At 71.0% G+C, this 17,637-nt stretch carries 13 protein-coding genes and 1 tRNA gene; 5 read left to right on the top strand and 9 right to left on the bottom strand.

All coding sequences use genetic code 11. The features are described 5' to 3' along the window. Positions 1 to 19: 19 nt before the first annotated feature. Positions 20 to 607, top strand: coding sequence for a hypothetical protein (locus tag ACO0LV_RS08195; RefSeq protein ID WP_424787397.1), 588 nt, complete (start codon positions 20 to 22; stop codon positions 605 to 607). Between the two features lie 90 nt (positions 608 to 697). Here ACO0LV_RS08195 and ACO0LV_RS08190 read toward each other — a convergent pair. The 4 genes from ACO0LV_RS08190 to glp all read right to left on the bottom strand — a co-directional run bounded on the left by ACO0LV_RS08190 (position 698) and on the right by glp (position 4,199). After that, positions 698 to 773 (bottom strand) — tRNA-Ala (locus ACO0LV_RS08190). Positions 774 to 912: 139 nt separating this feature from the next. Beyond that, on the bottom strand, positions 913 to 2,184 hold the full coding sequence (locus ACO0LV_RS08185; protein WP_424787396.1) for a hypothetical protein: 1,272 nt from the start codon (positions 2,182 to 2,184) through the stop codon (positions 913 to 915). Positions 2,185 to 2,304: 120 nt separating this feature from the next. After that, positions 2,305 to 2,931 (bottom strand): GNAT family N-acetyltransferase, encoded by a 627-nt coding sequence (locus ACO0LV_RS08180; protein WP_424787395.1) that lies wholly within the window; start codon positions 2,929 to 2,931, stop codon positions 2,305 to 2,307. Between the two features lie 59 nt (positions 2,932 to 2,990). Continuing rightward, positions 2,991 to 4,199: a gephyrin-like molybdotransferase Glp gene (gene glp / locus ACO0LV_RS08175; RefSeq protein WP_424787394.1), complete on the bottom strand. Its 1,209-nt coding sequence runs from the start codon at positions 4,197 to 4,199 to the stop codon at positions 2,991 to 2,993. A 93-nt stretch (positions 4,200 to 4,292) separates the two neighbouring features. Between glp and ACO0LV_RS08170 the strand changes: the two genes are divergently transcribed. Beyond that, a complete protein-coding gene (locus ACO0LV_RS08170; RefSeq protein ID WP_424787393.1) occupies positions 4,293 to 4,910 on the top strand; it encodes a 5-formyltetrahydrofolate cyclo-ligase in 618 nt (205 codons plus the stop codon). A gap of 279 nt (positions 4,911 to 5,189) precedes the next feature. On the opposite strand, the gene ACO0LV_RS08165 is transcribed toward ACO0LV_RS08170, so the two are convergent. Then, positions 5,190 to 7,850, bottom strand: coding sequence for a penicillin acylase family protein (locus ACO0LV_RS08165; protein WP_424787392.1), 2,661 nt, complete (start codon positions 7,848 to 7,850; stop codon positions 5,190 to 5,192). Between the two features lie 234 nt (positions 7,851 to 8,084). Here ACO0LV_RS08165 and ACO0LV_RS08160 point away from each other — a divergent pair, with 234 nt between their 5' ends. Together ACO0LV_RS08160 and ACO0LV_RS08155 are read left to right on the top strand one after the other, a co-directional pair. Beyond that, on the top strand, positions 8,085 to 8,450 hold the full coding sequence (locus ACO0LV_RS08160) for an FmdB family zinc ribbon protein (RefSeq protein ID WP_424787391.1): 366 nt from the start codon (positions 8,085 to 8,087) through the stop codon (positions 8,448 to 8,450). Positions 8,451 to 8,616: 166 nt separating this feature from the next. After that, positions 8,617 to 9,264: an SAF domain-containing protein gene (locus tag ACO0LV_RS08155; RefSeq protein WP_424787390.1), complete on the top strand. Its 648-nt coding sequence runs from the start codon at positions 8,617 to 8,619 to the stop codon at positions 9,262 to 9,264. Between the two features lie 52 nt (positions 9,265 to 9,316). Here ACO0LV_RS08155 and ACO0LV_RS08150 read toward each other — a convergent pair whose 3' ends face one another. After that, on the bottom strand, positions 9,317 to 9,901 hold the full coding sequence (locus tag ACO0LV_RS08150) for a dihydrofolate reductase family protein (protein ID WP_424787389.1): 585 nt from the start codon (positions 9,899 to 9,901) through the stop codon (positions 9,317 to 9,319). Between the two features lie 190 nt (positions 9,902 to 10,091). Here ACO0LV_RS08150 and mscL point away from each other — a divergent pair, with 190 nt between their 5' ends. After that, positions 10,092 to 10,538 (top strand): large conductance mechanosensitive channel protein MscL, encoded by a 447-nt coding sequence (gene mscL / locus ACO0LV_RS08145; protein WP_424787388.1) that lies wholly within the window; start codon positions 10,092 to 10,094, stop codon positions 10,536 to 10,538. A gap of 89 nt (positions 10,539 to 10,627) precedes the next feature. On the opposite strand, the gene ACO0LV_RS08140 is transcribed toward mscL, so the two are convergent. The 3 genes from ACO0LV_RS08140 to ACO0LV_RS08130 all read right to left on the bottom strand — a co-directional run bounded on the left by ACO0LV_RS08140 (position 10,628) and on the right by ACO0LV_RS08130 (position 17,519). After that, positions 10,628 to 15,505, bottom strand: a complete 4,878-nt coding sequence (locus ACO0LV_RS08140; protein WP_424787387.1) for a hypothetical protein — start codon at positions 15,503 to 15,505, stop codon at positions 10,628 to 10,630. A gap of 112 nt (positions 15,506 to 15,617) precedes the next feature. Further along, complete coding sequence (locus tag ACO0LV_RS08135) at positions 15,618 to 16,538, bottom strand: AEC family transporter (protein WP_424787386.1); 921 nt, start codon at positions 16,536 to 16,538, stop codon at positions 15,618 to 15,620. 6 nt (positions 16,539 to 16,544) lie between these two features. Then, a complete protein-coding gene (locus ACO0LV_RS08130) occupies positions 16,545 to 17,519 on the bottom strand; it encodes a LacI family DNA-binding transcriptional regulator (protein ID WP_424787385.1) in 975 nt (324 codons plus the stop codon). Positions 17,520 to 17,637 lie beyond the last annotated feature (118 nt).

Below are 17,637 nucleotides of genomic sequence, written 5' to 3'. Positions count from 1 at the left end.
AGCAATGAAAGGAACTCCAATGGACCGGTTCATCAAGACCGCCCGACCGATCGCCATGGCCGCCGGACCGCTGGCCGTCGCGTCGATCATCGCCGAGTTCAGTGCAGGAAACTCACCCGAGGCGCTCGCCTCCACCACCGGCATCATCGCTGCGGTACTCGCGCTGAGCGCCGTCATCGCGCTGCTGATCGGTCTGATCGCCCTCCACGCCCGACAAGCCGACCACATCCCCGGTCCCGGGCTGACGGGCTTCATCCTCGCAACGGTCGGGGCCGTCATGACAGCCGGAGGAGTGTGGAGCGCCGTGTTCGTGGTGCCCGGTCTCGCTGAGGTGGCCCCCCACGTGCTGGAGACCGGCATACCCTCGGTGATGGCCGGGTTCGTCTTCTCTTACGCCCTCCTCGGACTCGGTGGGCTCCTCTACGGAATCGCCACGCTCCGAGGCGGCCTCATGGCCAGCGGCTCATCCATCCTGCTCATTGTCGGAGGAGTCATCTGCCTCGCTCCGCTACCTGCTCGCTACTTCCTCCTCGCCATAGCCATCAGCCTCATCGCCATCCGGCTCAGACCGGCAACCCCTGCCCGCACTGTCACTGTGACCTCATAGCAGCAGCACGGGATCCGGCCCCGACACACGACGAAGCCCGAACCCTCAGACGGGGTTCGGGCCTTCGGCGACGTCTTGCGACATCGCATCTGGTGGAGCTAGGGGGATTCGAACCCCCGACCTTCTCATTGCGAACGAGACGCGCTACCAACTGCGCCATAGCCCCAGGGCAGGTTCAAGATTATCACCCGGTGCCCCGTGATTCCCACCCCTGGTGGCGCGGACCACATCACTCCGGGCGCGCCCGCGGCGGCCCACTCCGCGACGGAGCCCGGACGGCTCCATGTACTACCGCCGGTCGCGGACTACTGCCCGACGGCGCGGCGGCGCTCCAGCACCGACTGCAGATCCATCGTGGGCCGCTTGGCCTCATCGGTGCCGGTGGCCGCAACCGGAGCCGGTGACGACGCAGCCCCGGCGGCGGAGGCAGCCTCACCCTGGGTGTCGAGCCGGGCGGACTCCTGCTCGGCGAGAACCTGCTCGGGTGTGGCCGGGGGCGCCTGGGCATCGGTGCGCGCGCGCACCGTCTGCTCCACCTCGGCCAGCGTCAGCTCCCGCTCCACCTCCGCATCGGCCGGTGCGGGGGCGGGCTCCCACTGCGGGGCCTCATAGGCGGCCACGTCCCGGCGCGGCGCAGGAGCCTTGAGGGTGTAGGTGGGCCGTGGCACCGGGACGGGCGTCCAACCATCGGCTGTGTCCATGGCGACCGGATTGTCGATCGTGGCCGGATCCACCGAGATCCGCAGGCTTCCCGTGCGTTCACTGACCGGAGTGCGCGTGGGCGGGGCGACCGGTGCGTCCTGACCGGTTCCGTCGTCGGCCACCCCGGCCTTCGTGGCCTCGCCGCGCTCCTGCGTCTCGGCGGGAACGGGGGCGGCCTCGCCCTGGGAACTACGGCGGGCGTGGCGCACCGCGAGCGGACCGGTCGCCGTCGTCGGACTCTCCTGCTCGGCTCGCTCGGCGCCGGCGGTGCCGCCGCGCCGACGCGGGTTACGGCCGGTGCGGGCCGTGCGGTCGGTATGGGTGGTGCGGTCGGTGCGTTCGGCCTCGCGGGTCTCGGCGAACGCGGCCCGGACCGCGGCGCGACGCCCGGCCACCCCGGCGGCCACCAACAGCACCGAAGCCGCGATCGGGGCGGCGATGGGCAGCGTGATGGTGACGAACAGGGTCCACAACGCGGCGGTGAGGAACACCAGGCCGAGCAGCAAGGCCCGACGACGGCGTGCGGCCGCGGCACGTCGGCTCGCCGCTGCAGCGCGGGCGGCGCGCATCGCCGCGACCCGGCGGGCTTCGGCGGCGCTGCGCGAGGCGGGTGGGGCGGGCTGGCGGTCCATCGGGGCCTCCGGTTCACGGGCGCTGGGCGTGTGCAGGTACACCCGAGCGGTGCTGGAGTATCGGGGTGGGGTTCCACCGGCGCGGGCCAGCACCCGCAGGTTGGTGGAGAAACGGTCATCGACCCGCGCATCGCTCACCACTTGCCGGGAGCGGATCAGCGCGGGAAGCAGGTAGCCCAGAGACATCAGCACGATGGCCAGCAGGACGAACCCTGCGACGCTCTCGACCTGTCCCGTGCTCACCCTCCTGACGGTAGAACCGCCGGGCGGGCGAATCGATCAGCCGGTGCGGCGTGTCGGTGCCGACATGGCCAAGACCGGTGTGGCAAAGCCCGCAGGGCCGGGTTCGACCGGCTCCCGCCGTCACTCCGGGGCCGGGAGCCGATCCAGCATGGAGCCAGGGGCTTCCTCGGCGGTGATGGCGAAACTGCGGTGATCGCGCCATTGCCCCTGGATGTGCAGGTAGCGCCGGCGCAGCCCCTCCTCACGCAGACCCAGCTTCTGCGGCACCCGAAGGCTGGCCGCGTTCTCCGGGCGCACGTTGATCTCCACCCGGTGCAGCCCCAGGGCGCCGAAGGAGTGATCGATCGCCAACGCGACCGCCCTGGTCATCAGCCCCCGGCCGGCCACGTGCTCGGAGATCCAGTAACCGATGTGCGCCGAGTGCAGGGAACCCCGGGCCACCCCGGCGATCGTCAGTTGGCCCACCACCTGCCCGCGCCACTCCAGCACGTAGGCGTACCCGATGTCCTGGCGGGCCTGGGCGCGCTGCTGGCGCACGTACTCCGCGAACGTCATCGAGGGCGCTGGCGGGCCCGGGTTGGTGGCCTCCCACGGCGTGAGCCAGTCGAGGTTGGACTCTCGCAGGCGCTGCCAGGCCGCCCGGTCGCTCCGATTCATCCGGCGCAGCACCAGGTCGCCGGCGCGCAGGCCGTGGCGCAGGTCCGCATGCCGCAGGGAGCCGCGACCCACCCGGGGTGGTCGGGGCATCGCTCCCCCACCCGGCCCCTGGCGCGGTGCGCCGTGCCCCGCCCGACCCGGAGGCATGGTCAGCTCTCCAGCACCATCGCGGCGAGTCGGTCGCCGGTGGCCACGTGGCCCACGTCCTGGGGCACCACCACCAGCGCGTTGGCCCTGGACATCGACGTCAGGAGCAGCGGGTCCCCGGTCGGAGCGGCGCGGTAGCCCTCATCGGGGGTCCCGGTCAGGTGCACCGGGACGAACTCACGCCGTTCCAGCGGGGAGGACCACCCCTGGGTGACCGCGGCAGTCACGGTCGGCCGGTACAGATCGGCGTGCCCGGCCATGGACAGCAACGCCGGGCGCACGAACACCTCGTACCCGATCTGCGCCGCCACCGGGTTGCCCGGCAGGCACACGATCGGGGTGCCCTCGCCCACTTCCCCCACTCCGAACTGACGGCCCGGCGCGATCGCGACGTTGTCGAACCGGACCGTGCCCAGCGGGGACAGGACCTCCTTGACCGTGTCGTTGGCCCCGGCCGACAGGCCACCGGTGGTGATGATCAGATCCGCCCGCACCAACTGGTCCTCGAGCACCTCGCGCAGGCTGGTGCGCTCATCCGGCACCGCCGCGACCCGGAAGGTGGACCCACCGGCGTCCTGCACGGCCGTGGCCAGGGCATGACCATTGGCGTCATAGACCTCACCGGTGCTGATCCGCCGGCCCGGCTCCACCAGTTCATCGCCCACCGACACCAGCACCACCCGCGGCCGCGGATGCACGCTCACCCGCGATCGGCCCAGCGCCGCCAGCAGCGCGACCTGCCGGGCCCCCACGCGTTCCCCGGCAGCCATGGCGACCTGATCGGCCCGCAGATCCGCACCCTGGGCGCGTACGTTCGTCCCGGGGCCCACTTCGGTGCGGACCTCGACGGTGGCCATGCCCCGGTCGGTCCGTTCCAAGGGGACGACGGCGTCCGCCCCGGCCGGAATCGGTGCGCCGGAGGCGATCCGCACCGAGGACAGCGCGACCAGGCGCTCGGTGTCCCGGGCGCCGGCGCGCACCTCATCGAGCACCCGCAGGCTCACCGCGCGGTCGGGGTTGGCTCCGGCCACGTCCACCGAACGCACCGCATAACCGTCCTGGGTGGCCACGTCACGAGGGGGCAGGTCCGCAGGGGCGAGGATGTCCTCGGCGAGCACGCAACCCACGGCGTCGTGCAGCACCACGGCCAGCGCGGGCAGCGGTTGCAGCAGGTCGAGGATGGCCCGCAGATGGGCGGAGACCGACTTCATCGGCGCTGCATCTCTTCGGTCCGGATCCAAGCACATGACATGGGTGCAGGTTATCGGTGCACAACCTCATCGGACTAATGAGAGAGTTGGCGTATGTGGTCAGTGTCGAGCACCCTCCCTCCCGGGACAGACCTGGAGGTCGAGGACGCCAAGATCCTGCTCCGTGAAGCCATCCGGGCACACCGCAGGGAACGGTCCGAGCGCGAGTGCGCGAAGGCCGCCCAGCAGATCGCCGAACACGCCGAAGCCCTCCTGGAGGGTGTCGGGTGTTCGGCGATCTACGCCTCGCGCCGGTTCGAGCCGGGGACCGAAGCGCTCATCGCACGCATGCACGAGCGCGATATCCGGATCCTGATGCCGATGCTGGGGGCCGGGCTGAGCCGTGATTGGGCGCAGTACCGGCCCGGGGAGCCGCTGGAGGTTCGTGCGCCCGGGCGCCCTCCGGAGCCGGCCGGGCCGGGCCTGGGTGAGGATGCGATCCGCGCGGCGGACCTGATCATCGTGCCCGCGCTCAGCGTGGACACCGGTGGTTTCCGGATCGGGCAGGGCGGCGGCTGGTATGACCGGGTGCTGCGCCACGCCACCCCGGGCGCACCGATCTACGCCCTGACGTATGACGATGAGATCAGTGACGAACCCCTGCCCCGGGCAGAGCACGACCATGTCGTGCACGGCGTCATCACCCCGAACGGCGTGCGCACCCTGGCCTGAGCCGCCCGCTCCCTCCCCAGCACGCGCACCCGCGCACGCCCGCGCGCCCCCTCGCGCACCCGCGCACCCGCCCCCGCGCACCCGCCCCCGCGCGCCCCGCGCCCGCGCGCCCGCGCACCCCCTCGCGCACCCGCCCGAACCGCCCAATTGGACGGTTACAGCGACCCCACCACCCCCAAGCCCGCCACAACCGCCCAATTGGACGGTTACGGCGGTGAGCGGCGGGTCGCGAACGCGGGTGGCTCCGGGATCCGGGGCGGCCGGACGGGGCCGGCGGGGTCAGTGGGCCGGGATCAGCGTGAGGGTATCGGCCTCGTGCTCGTCCACCGCGGCACGGGAGTAGTGCCAGGTGAAGGTCTCCCCCGCAGCCCAGGCGCCGAACTGGTCGTCATAGGCATCGGCTGCCGGGTGACCGGAGTTGCCGGTGAAGGACACCCAGGTGGAGGCGTCGAAGTCGGCCAGGTCTGCCACCGCGCGCATCGAGGGGACGGTGGTGACGGAGTAGTCGGGATAGCCGCCCTCCCATGCCGAGGCGTCCCACCCGGTGGCGTTGACGATCGACGATCCGCCGCCCACCTCTTGCGGGTCCGGGTTGACGAAGGAGCGGATCGGGCCAGGCGCCTGTTCACCGAGGACAGGGTGCAGCGGCGCGGCCTGGTGCAACCGGCCCCACTGCCAGGACTGCGGATCCTTGCCCAGACTCACCGTCAGTTGTTCGCGCGCATCACGCAGGGCCAGGGAGAGGATCTCATCGCGCTGTTCCACCACCGTCAGGGTGGCCCGGTTGTCCCACCACTCGTTGTCCTCGTCCTCCAGCAGGTGGGTCACCACCTCCAGCCAGCGGCTGCCCCCGGTGGGCCGGTCCGTCACCGGCATCTGGTCCCAGAAGGTCTGGTTCAGCAGGTTCACCCATACCGAGGAGAAGTAGGCTGCTGCCGCCGAATCCGGGGCGTTGCGGTAGTCCCACTCCTCGAACAGTTCCACCGCCTCGGCCACGAAGGCGTCTTCCATCTGCACCTCCAGCAGCACCGGCACCAGCACTTCGGCGTAGGGGTTGTGATCGTCCAGGTGGATCGCGTTCATATCCGCCGCCGTTAACCGTGCACCGGCCTCGATCTGGGCGGTGATCAGATCCCGGATTCGTTGCGAGCGGTAGCCGTAGTCGAAGTCCACACCCAGGAAGGGGCCGGTAGCCGGGCCGGTCACCGGCTGGTTGGCGGCCACGATGAACCCTTCATCGGGGTTGGTCTGTGCGGGCATGTCCTCCGGTTCGACGAAACCTTGCCAGTCGAAGCGGGAGTCCCAGCCCGGTCGCGGCCAGGTGCCGTCGGAGGGCACCGGCGAGTCGGCCACATCGGCGCGGATCGGGATGCGCCCGGGCGCCTGGTAGCCGATGTCGCCGTCGGTGGTGGCGAACACGATGTTCTGGCTGGGCACCTCGAACAGCGCGGCCGCGGCGGCGATGTCCTCGGCATCGGTGGCGGTATTGATCGCGAAGATCGCCTCGGCGGTGCGGCCGGGTTCCAGCGCCGTCCAGGACAGCGCCACCCCGAACCCTGCCAGGCCCATCGGCGGAGCATCCTCCGGCAGGGGAGTATCGGCGGCTTCCCGGGTCTGATGGATCGCGTCGGAGATGATCGGACCGTGCGGGGTGCTGCGCACGTTGATCGCCACGTCCTCGCCACCGTTGACCGCGATCACCTCACGCCGCTCCACGAGGGGAAGCCGCTCGTCGTCGTGCAGGTAGGTGCCGTCGGGGTAGAGGCGCTCGAGGAAGAAGTCCGAGACGTCGGCACCCAGGTTCGTCAGCCCCCAGGCCAGGTGGTCGTTGTGTCCGATCACCACACCGGGTAGACCGGCGAAGGAGAACCCCGATACCGAGAACGGGCACGCCTCGCTCACCTCCACGCAGTGCAGACCCACCTGGTACCAGATGCCCGGCGCAGAAACTCCCAGGTGCGGGTCGTTGGCCAGCAGGGGCATCCCCGAAGCGGTGTGCTCTCCACCGATCACCCAGGAGTTCGAGCCCACGCCATCGCCCTCCCCCAGCGCGTGCGGCACCGCTGTCAGCGCCGATAGGGCGAACTCGACCGCCTCCTGGGCATCGAGTTGGGCCAACGCACCGGCGCCGCCGTCCGCACCCGCATCAGCGTCCTCGACCTCGCCGTCCTCGCCGTCGTCGGCCGCTTGGTCCGGGTTGGTCTCTCGTGCCGCGGCATGGGCCTCGTACTCGGCGTCGGTGGGCAGGATCGGCAGGTTCCGGTCGGTCGGGTAGGGCGGGAACAGCGCCTCGACCATCTCCAGATCATCGGTCTGGCCGAACACCGCGGCGCGCTGGAGTTCGTCGGAGTAGTTGCCCAACAGGTCCCACGCCATCGCCTTCAACCAGGCCAGGGAGTCCACCGGGTGCCACGGTTCGATGTCCTCGACCTCGACGCTGAAGCCCAGCACGGTGTACTCCAGCGCCAGTTGGCTGGGTTGGCGACCCTGCAGGTAGGCGTTGACGCCCTCGGTGTAGGACTCCAGGTACTCCTTCACGGTGGGATCGAGCATCTCCCACTCCTCCTCGGCCACCGCGCGCCAGCCCATGGTGCGGATCACCGTGTCCGGCGCCACCGCGGCCTCACCGACCAGTTCCGACAGCCGCCCGGCGGTCAGGTGCCGGCGGTAGTCCATCTCGAAGAAGCGGTCCTGGGCGTGCACGTAGCCCTGGGCGAGGAACAGGTCGTCGGTGTTGTGGGCGTAGATGCGCGGGATGCCGTTCTCATCGCGGATCACGTCCACCTGCTCGGCCAGCCCGTCAACACGGAACTCCCCGTTGAGGGAGGGCAGCGGGCGTCGCACCAGCGCCACGGTGGTGATCAACCCGGCCACCAGCACCACCACCAGGGCCGCAGCCAGCCCCAGGGAGACGCGACGCATGACCGAGAGAGGACTCACACTGGGCAGGGTAACGCGGGCCGATGGTCCGGCGCGCAACTGACACTCCCCGCGGGCGGTGCCTGACACTCACCACGGGCGGTGCCGACACTCCCCGCGGGCGGTGCCGCGCGACGCCGTCACACCCCTGCTGCACGTCGGGGTGGGCCACGTCACGGCAACTTCGCTCCGAAACGTTTACAATCCCCCTGGCGGCTGCTGTATCCGGGCCGCGGTTATCCCAGCGGAGGGCACGTGCCGAACTATTCCTATGCCTGCACCGAGTGCGGGCACGCCTTCGACATCTACCAGGCGTTCAGCGATGACGCCCTGACCGAGTGCCCGCAGTGCCAGGGGGTGCTGCGCAAGAAGTTCTCCGCGGTCGGCGTGGTGTTCAAGGGTTCGGGCTTCTACCGAAACGACGCTCGCGGCTCCAGTTCCACCACCGAGTCCGGCGCGGCCAAGGACAGCAGCAAGAGCGACAGCAAGCCCGCCGAGGCCAAGGAGTCCACGAGCAACGGGAAGGCGGCCGACGGCGGTTCCTCCTCGAGTTCGGGCGGCGACTCGAGCAAGTCGACGACGGCGACGAAGACCCCCGCAAAGGCCGGCGCCTCGACCTGAGGTAACCCAAGGCCCGACCGGCACGCCGGTCTGTCCCGGCATCACCGGCTCCACAGCCCTACCTCCGCGGGACCGGCCGTCCACATCGGCTGCCCTGAACTCGATCCGGCGGCCCGTGCCGCGCCTACCGTGGCGCCATCACCGGCACGTTCGAAGGGTGGGGGCGATGAAGGTACGGACCAGGGCCGTCTTGTGGCGGATGCGCTGGCTGATCGCGGCGGCGTGTGTGGGCACGGCGATCACGGTGGTGGTGCTCCAGGTGCGCCCGCCCGGCCCGGTCACCACACCGGTGGTGGTGGCCGCTCATGACCTCAGCACCGGCACCGTGCTCGGCGCCGACGACCTGCGTGTGCGCCACGACCCCGACCCGCCTGCCCATCAGCCCGCTGCCGAGGACTTGATCGGCCTGCGGATGTCCGTGGGATTGCCGGCCGGGATGCCGCTGGCCACCACGATGCTGGTGGGTCCGGGCCTGGCGGACGGGGCTCCCCCTGGCACCGTGGTTGCACCGGTGCGGTTGGCCGACTCCGCGGTGCTGAGCCTGGCCCGCCCCGGGGATCTGGTGGACCTCTACCTCGCCCCGGCGGACACCGGTGGGCAGCGCGAGGAAGCCGATCTGATCACCCAGGGCGCGGTGATCCTGAGTCTGCCCGAGACGGCTGTGGACGATGCGGGGCCGTTCGGGACGCTTGCCCCGCCGAGCACTGGTGACGTGGTGATCCTCGCGGTCCGTGCCGGTGACGCGATTGCGTTGACCGGCGCCAGCGGGTTCGCCCCGTTCCGGGCCGTGCTCCGGCACGGCACGCCCGAGTAGCACCACCTCACCAGGGCGCACCCCGCTCCCCAGCGGCGTCGGGGCCCCGGTTCTACCCCGCTGGGGCTTCGTCTTCCTCAGGTCCACGTGGCACGCCGTAGCGAATGAGCACCCCACCGGTGTCGACGGCGCGCGACTCGATGAGCGTCAGCCCGCGCGGGCCGGACGCACCCTTGAACAGTGGGGTCCCGGCGCCAAGGAGCACCGGAGCGATGCCGAGCAGCACCTCGTCCACCAGACCTGCTTCGAGGAGGGAATGGGTGAGGATGGCGCTGCCGAACACGTAGATCGGCCGGTCGTCCGCGCCCTTGCGGCGCCGCAGTTCATCGACGATGTTTGCGGTTACCTCGGTGTTCTGCCAGGACGCCTCGGTGAGGGTGCGGCTAGCCACGAGTTTGGCGATGGAGTTCATGTAATCGGCGATCTCGGGCTCACTGGTATCGGTGGGCCAATGTGCGGCCATGCCCTCGTAGGTCTTCCGGCCGAACACCAGGAGGCCGGCCTCCCGCCCGATGTCCAGGCTGAGCCGGCGCAGGTCCGCACCCCAGATGTACTGGTGGTGGTTCAAGTCCCACGGGTCGACCCCTTCGAAGAGTCCATCCGCGGACACCACGTTCCAGGCGATGAGAGCGCCCATCGCACCTCCTCTGATTGCATACGACAACTGGTTGTGATTGGAGAGTAATATTTCCGGTCGCGACACACAAGGACATTGCGGGCTACGCGGATCGGCGGCGCGCTATTGTGCTTGCAGGTGCGAGCGGCTCGACGCGTTCTGCGCCCTCTCGTCGGGTACGGGCTCGGGGAGGTTCGGGAAAGGACCAGAGATGTTCCAGGGATTCAAAGACTTCATCGCCCGCGGTAACGCTATCGACCTTGCCGTCGGTGTGGTCGTCGGCGCCGCATTCACCCTCGTGGTGACCAACGTCGTCGACAACGTGCTCAACCCCCTGATCGCCGGGCTGGTCGGGGAGCCGAATTTCGACACCGTCCTGTCCTTCCATATCGGCGACGCGCTGGTGATGCCCGGCACCGTGATCACCGCGCTGATCAACTTCCTGCTGGTGGCACTGGCGCTGTACTTCGTCGTGGTGACACCGATGAACAAGTTCAACGAGCGTCGCCAGGCGGGCGCGGAGGAAGAGGTCGAGGAGCAGATTCTGCTGCTGCGCGAGATCCGCGACTCCCTCGCCGCCCAGAGCACGCCGGGTGCCGCGGGGGCCGGCGCCCCCGGCCCGAGAGACCCCGGAGGCCCGACCGGCCCCACCGTCTGAAGTCGGCAGCGGCCGGAGCCGGGAACGTTCCGGCTCCGGCTACGATTTCACTGCGGATGCCTCACTACCGAGGTCTCACTACCGAGGTCTCACTGCCAGTGCGGTGGGCGTTCGGTGAGGATGCGCTCGTCGTCGTCCTCGCTCCGCTCACCCCACGACTGGGGATCGTCCTCGCGGGCCCGGTCCGGCATCACCGGCGACCATACGGGCCGGTCGGGACGCTTGGCCGGCGCGGAGCGAGCGCTCCCGGTCACCTCACCGTCGGCGCCGGCCTCGGCCTGAGGCTCACTGGAGCCGTTGCGGCGCGTTGAGCGCCTCCGCCGGCCAGGGGCGCGCCGCAGGTCGGCCCGCCGGGTGGGTTGCGGGCCCAGGTCGAGGGTTCCCTGCGGGGAGTCGTCGCCGGCCGCCGTACCCGAGGTGGCGCCGACCGCCGTACCGGAGCCGCTGCCGCCAGGCGGTACGTCGTCGTCGGGCCCCGGACCCTCCGCTCCATCGTTCCCGGCGTCCGGAGCCCGCTCGGTGTCCTTGCTGCCCTCGCGGTGCTTGCTGTCCTCGCTGTGCTTGCTGTCCTCGCTGTGCTTGCCGCCCTCGTCCCTCGACTCCTGGGGTGCAGCATCGGGCTCGGTCCCGACGTCGGGCCCGGTCCCTGCCTCGGTTCCACTGTCGGTCCCGGTCGCCGAGTCAGGTTCGAACTCGCCCTCGGCCACGGCCAGACCGGAGCGTGCCACCGCGTGACCCAGCACCGCGGTCGCGTGCTTGCCGCGGCGGCGTAGCCCCAGCGCCTGCGCCAGTTCGGTGCGCAACTGCGCCGCAGTGCGGGGCCGGTTGTCCGAGCCGATCCAGGCCAGAAGCGCGTCGAGTTCGTTGTCCCCGTAGTCACCCAGCGGGCGGCCGGGCTCGATGTTGGGGCGGGTGGTGCGCTCCCCCGCGATCGGGGCCACCGCGTCCATCAGCGGCATCTCGCGGGCGCCGGCGATCTGCTCACCGCGCAGCGCCGAGAGGGTGGCGTTGGTGGTCACCAGCGGGTCGTCGTCATCCACCACCGTGCGGGGCGGCACCGCCTGCGCTGCGGGCGCCTTGCCGCCGCGACGCTCGGTGACGATGTCGCTGACCTGCGCGGCGATCTGGTCCGCAACCGTCTGCGGGTCCATGAACACTGCTGGGGAGTAGACCATCCGCACATGCCAGCCGCGGTTCTGCAGCCGTTGCACCCAGTGCCGTTCCCGCAACCGCAGGCTCGGCTCGGCCACGTACTCGTCGTCGTCGGTCAGCACGGCCAGCACCAGTTCACCCGGCAACGCCGGGTGTCCCACGGCCAGCGGGATCCGCACCCCACCGGCCCGGCCGTACCGGGGCACGACGCGGAGCCCCCGGCGGCGCAACCGGTCGGTCAGGTCACTGAGCAGCGGATCGGCCACGTGCTCGCCGTCCTCCTCCCCGGCCGGTGCCGCACCGTCCTCGGCGAACTGCAGCACCTCGCGCAGCATCTGACCGCCGGGGTTGCGCAGGCGCTCGGGGTCCAACTCACCAGCCCGGAAGCAACTGATCACGCTGAGCCGGTGCCGGGCCGCGTCCAGTGCATCGATCAGGTAGGCCGCACCGTCCGGGCCCGAGACGGCCCCGAACCGGTGCAACACCCGCCCATGCGGGGTCTTCCCGAACCCGAGGCTCAGGATCACCGCGTCCCGGCGCAGTCCGGCGGCGGCCTCGATCTCCACCACGGTGAACGCCTCGGCGGCGGAAGTGTCGAAGAAGCGCTCCAGCGTGCGCGAGCCCTGCGCGGCGTTCAGCACGGCCTCGCGCACCCGGTCGGCGTGCCGGGTGTTCATGGCGATCACCGCGAGGGATTCCTCCGGGCGCGTCAGCGCATGGTCGATCACCTGGTCCACAGCCCGGTCCACCTCGGCCTGCACACTCTCGACCACCTGGGAGTCCGGGGTCGGCATCCCGGAGCCGTCCACCACCTCCAGGCGGATCGGGGCTTGCCGCGGCGGGGCCGGGATCGGGCGCACCAAACCCTCGTAACCATGCCCGGCCAGGAACGCGGCGATCTCCGGCTCCTGGTCCACCAGGTCACCGGACAGGGTGAGCCTGGGCAGCCACGAAACCTGCTGCACCAGCCCGGTGCCGGCCCGCCGGGTGTCCCCGACCACCACCACCTGTTTGGCCCGGGCGATCGCGGAGATGGCGTGCTCGGCGGGTAGGTGCTGCACGGCGTCGAGCACCAGCAGATCCACCTGCTCGGCCGGGCCCAGGACCGTGGGCACCACCATCGGCGGCACCAGCCATACCGGGCGCGGCTCCCAGGCCACCTCCCCGAACCGGGCGAGCATCTCCTTCAGGTCGGCCAGACCGCCGTGCGCGGCACGGTAGAACTCCTGGGCGCGGGGCCGATCGGCCTCGATAGCGGCCCGCACCCGCCGGCGCAGCGCGGAGAGCACCGGGGCGGTCAGCGAGTCGATGTGCGCCGAGTCCAGCCGGCGCAACTCCGCGGTCATCTGCGCGAGGGTGTCGGCGTCCATATCCGACAGTGCCGGGTCCGCGGCCAGCATCTCCTCCAGCACGCTGGACCACCAGGCCAGTTCGAACTCGGCGCCCACCATTGCGGTCGGGATGCGCCGGGTGGTCAGATCCTGCACCAGCGGGGCAAGGCCCATCGAGTTCAGCACCGACAGCGCCGCGGCCCGTTCGGGCATCTGACGCACCGAGTCGTCGTCGGCACCCAGGCGCTCCATCCGCCGGGCAAGGTCGGGCAGCGGGATCTCGGACAGGTCCTGCCCACCCACGGTGGGGGCGAGCACGCCGCCGAGGTCCTCCAACAGGCCCTGGACCCGCCGGTGGGTGTCGGTGATCTCCCGCAGCCCCTGGGGCAGGTGCGGCCAGGCACCCCCGGAACAGAACTTGCGCCACTGATCCCTGCGTCGTTCCACCTGCACCAACTCCTCGTGCAGGTTCGGTACGGACACCCCGGGTCGCACCAGGTCCTTGGCCTGGCGGCGCAGCCTGCGCCGCTCCGCCCACCCCAGGTCCACGTTCCGCTCGGCGCGCCATGCCCGGGTGGCGGTGGCGGCTGCCATGTCCTTGGCGGAGCGTTCGAACACGTGGGAGTTGAAGATGTCCAGGGAGGCCCGGATGCCCTCCAGGAGTCGCAACTGGTCACCCCACTGGGTGAACGTGGTGGCCTGGTCCAGGCCGGTCTGGGCCGAAGTGGCCTCGACCTGCTCCAGCAGGGTGGGCATTAGGTCCGAGAGCGAGCGCACCTGCTCCAGCGTGGTCAGGGCGTGCTCGGCGCTGGTCAGTTCGGCACCGAACCACGGAGTGTCGGCGGCCCGGAGCCGGAAGGCACCCAGGGCTGCGGCGCGGGCCAGCGCTTCGCGGGCCCGTACCCGCCCGTCCTCATCGAGGGTCACCACCGGTCCGTCCAGGCGAACCTGGGTACGCGGGCCCGGGCGCTGGGAGGTCAGCGCCGCCAGGGCCTGCAACGCCTCGTGCACCGACGCCTGCCACGGCTCGCGGCGCTGGTGCAGGGCCTCGACGAACCCGTCGAGTGTGCGGCGTACCCGCACCAGTTCGGCACGGTCTGCGGCCAGTTGCTCCGCATCGATCTCGGGTTCGGACGGGTTGAGCCCATCGACCACCCGCAGCACCGAACTGCGCCGCCAGGTGGGGTCCCCGCACAGGTCCAGGGTCAGGTCCGCCAGGCCGAGGCTGCGCAGCCGGTCCATCAGCCCGTGCGCGGCGCGGCGGGACCCGGGCACATAGGCGACCTTCTGCCCGGCGGTCACGGCCTGGGCGAGCACCGCGGCCACCGTGCTGGGCACGTCCACTCCCGGCGGAGCATCGATCAGCAGGTGCCCGCCGCTGGCGACGGCGTCGAGTACGTGGTGCTGGCTACGGTCCAAGTCCCCCACACCCGGTTCCTGCGCGGGCGGGCGGTCCGGGCCTACCGGCTCGGGCAGCGACTGGGAGGCAAGTTTCTCCCGAGCCCCCGGCTCGCCGGCCAGGGCCGCGATCAGGTCGTGCCGGGGCAGCCGGTCCTGCAGGGCCTCGAGGTCCTCCGCGAGCGACTGACCGGGGTGCACGAACGCGCCCAGCACGATCCGTCGCTCCAACTGGAACTCCTCCAGCGCCCCACCCAGGGCCGCGACCTCATCCAAGGCGTTCTGCGGGCTGAACCCGTGTGGGGTCATGGTGGCGGCGGCGATCGCGCCCGGATCCAGCGCGACCCCGTGCTCCTGCAGGTCCCGCACCAGCACCGGGTTGAGTTCCACCGCCGGGTCGAGTGCCAGGTCGATCTCGGATTCGCTGCCGTGCACATCCAGGCGCACCGGGCGCAGCAGCACCGGGGCGCGCACCACCCGGGTCGCGATCTTCTCGGTGGGGAAGGCACGGGTCACGTCGTGGGGGCCGGAGCGCTGCATGGGCGCGGTCAGGTCCGCCTCCTGGGCGGGCGCGGACGACGACGCAGCCCCCGCGGCAGCGGCAGAACCTGCCGTAGTGCTCCCCGAAGCCGGGGAAGGCGCCGATGGTGCCACGGCGGTGTCGGCGGCGGTGCCCATCCTGGTGCGCCAGGTGGCCACGCCCACCGCCACGTACGTGGGGGCCACGCCGTAGCGCTGCGCCAATTCGTCGGTACGCGCCGAGACCACCCGGATCCGGCGGCGGGCCTGCGCCAGCGCCGAGCCCTCCCGGATCAGGTTGCTCAACCGGGTGGGACGCCCGGCGAAGAGCTGGGCGATGCCGGAGGGGTGGGCCGAACTCAGGTCCACCAGTGCATCACCGAGGGAGCGCACATCCCACAGCCCGCTGCCACCGCTGAGTTCGGTCAGGCCGGTGTGCCAGCGCTCCACCGCCTCGGCCACGGCCCGCTCCCGCGGGGTGATCGGCTCAGCGCGCGGCGGCGCCTCCGGCTCGCTGCGCGAGCGCGAGCGCCCGCCGGCGATTCGGGAACGACGTACGGGGATCACGTTTTCCACGCTAGACGCTGTGAGCAGTAAGTCGGGGCTAACCCGCCGGATGTCGGGTATTTGCGCAGAAGATCACTGCCGATGGGGCGCCAGGGGGCATATTCGGCGGTGATCAGGTGAGCAGCCCCGCGATCACCAGCAGGGCCACCGGGCACAGCACCGTGGACAGGAAGATCGAGTCCCGGGCAAGCACCACCCCGCGGTTGTAGCGCACGGCGTGCACGAACACGTTCTGGGCCGCCGGTAGCGCGGCCAGCACCACCACCGCGAACAGGGACGCCTCGTCCAGGCCCACCGCCCACCCGATCAGGAAGGCGCTGACCGGCTGGATGATCAGTTTGAGGAACACCGTGGTGCCCACTTCGATCATCCCTACCCCGCGCCCGGCCCGCGGGCCCACCCGCAGTGAGACCCCATAGGCCAGCAGCATCGAAGGCACCGCCATCCCGGCGATCAGATTCACCGGCTCGGCCAGCACCATCGGCATCTCCCAGCCGGTCAGGGCCAACGCCAGGCCCACCAGGGCGCCCAGCAGCAATGGATTGGTCACGGTGCGCACGGTCAGCGCCCGGCGGGAGGTGCCGGCGGCCGCGGTGGAGCGGTCCAGCACCGCCAGCGCCAGCGGCTGCAGCACGATCAGTTGCAGCAGCAGGACCGGGGCCACCAGGGAGGCATCACCCAGCACGTAGGCCGCTATTGGCAGGCCCAGGTTCCCGGCGTTGACGTACATCGAACTCAACGTCCCGATCACGGTCTCGGGTACGGCTCGTTTGAACCACAACCGGGAGATGAGCAGGAAGGTGCTACCGGAGACCACCACCGCAGCGGAGGTGACGGCGAGGTTGAGGGAGAACAGGGTGGCGACGTCGGCGTCGGCCATCACCGTGATCATCAGGGCCGGGCTGGCCACGAAGAACGCGAGTTTGGCCAGCATCTGCTGGCTCTCCTCGCCCAGCAACCGCACGTGGGCCAGCAGTGCACCCAGGGCGATGATGGCGCCCAGGACGGCGAAGCCCTGCAGGACGGCGGTCATGGCACCTCACCGCGGTGCCGTGGAGTGACGCACCACCAGTTCGCATGAGAGTCGTTGATGTTCCACAGGGTAGTCCGGTTCCGCCATGCGTCGCAGCAGCATCTCGGTGGCGGTGGCACCCATCGAGGCCCCGCCGGAGCGCACCGTCGTCAGTTCCGGATTGAGCATCCCCTCGGCGATCGCGTCGTCGAAGCCCACCACGGAAACGTCCCCGGGCACGTCCACGCCGAGTTGCTGCAGCCGCGTGATCACGCCCCAGGCGATCAGGTCGTCATAGGCCAGCACCGCGCTGACGCCGGAGTCGCGGACCACCGCGGCCGCTTCCCGCCCGCCGAGGTAGCTGGGTGGGTGTGGCCCGTCGAGGATCAGTTCCACACCAGTGGTCTGCGCGCCCTCGCGCACGCCGGCTAGTTTGGCGGCACCGGACCAGGATGCGGTCGGGCCGTCCAGGTACAACACCTTGCGGTGGCCCAGCCCGGCCAGGTGCTCCACCGCCGCGCGCATCCCCTCGGCGGCATCGACGACCACGGCGTCGACCCCGTCCACCAGGCGGTTCACCAGCACGGTGTCGCGTTGCTCCGCCACCGCCGAAATCTTCGTCGAGGGCATCCTCGTGGACACCAGCACCAGGCCGTCGACCTGCTCCAGCAACCGCCGGCACAGTCGTTCCTCGGCCCGCGGGTCCTCACGGGAGTCGGCCAGGAACACCCCCAGGTCGCGGTCCTGGGCGATGTCGGCGATGGCTACCAGGATGGGGCCGTAGAAGGGGTTGGCCACGTCCGGCAGCAGCACCCCGATGTTGCCCAGTCGGCCGGTGACCAGTCCACGGGCGGTGCGGTTGGGCCGGAAGTCCAGGGACTCGGCGATCGCCAGGACCCGCTCCCGGGTCTCACTGGAAACCCGGCCGTGCCCGTTCAGGGACCGGGAGACGGTCGCGATGGAGACACCAGCGCGCTTCGCGACGTCGTGGATGGTGGCCATCGCGCCTCTCTGCTCGGGTGCGCCAGGGCACCTGTAGTTACGCTGCCGCGGCCGGATGGACCGGCCGCGGCAGCGCGTGGTCGGGGTCGCCTCCCGCTTGGTGCGGGTGGCGGCACGG

It is taken from the genome of Pseudactinotalea sp. Z1739 (assembly GCF_049725055.1).
Lineage (GTDB): Bacteria > Actinomycetota > Actinomycetes > Actinomycetales > Beutenbergiaceae > CALKWS01.
Note: the sequence above shows the minus strand (reverse complement) of the source record. Positions and strands in the feature narration are given on the sequence as shown.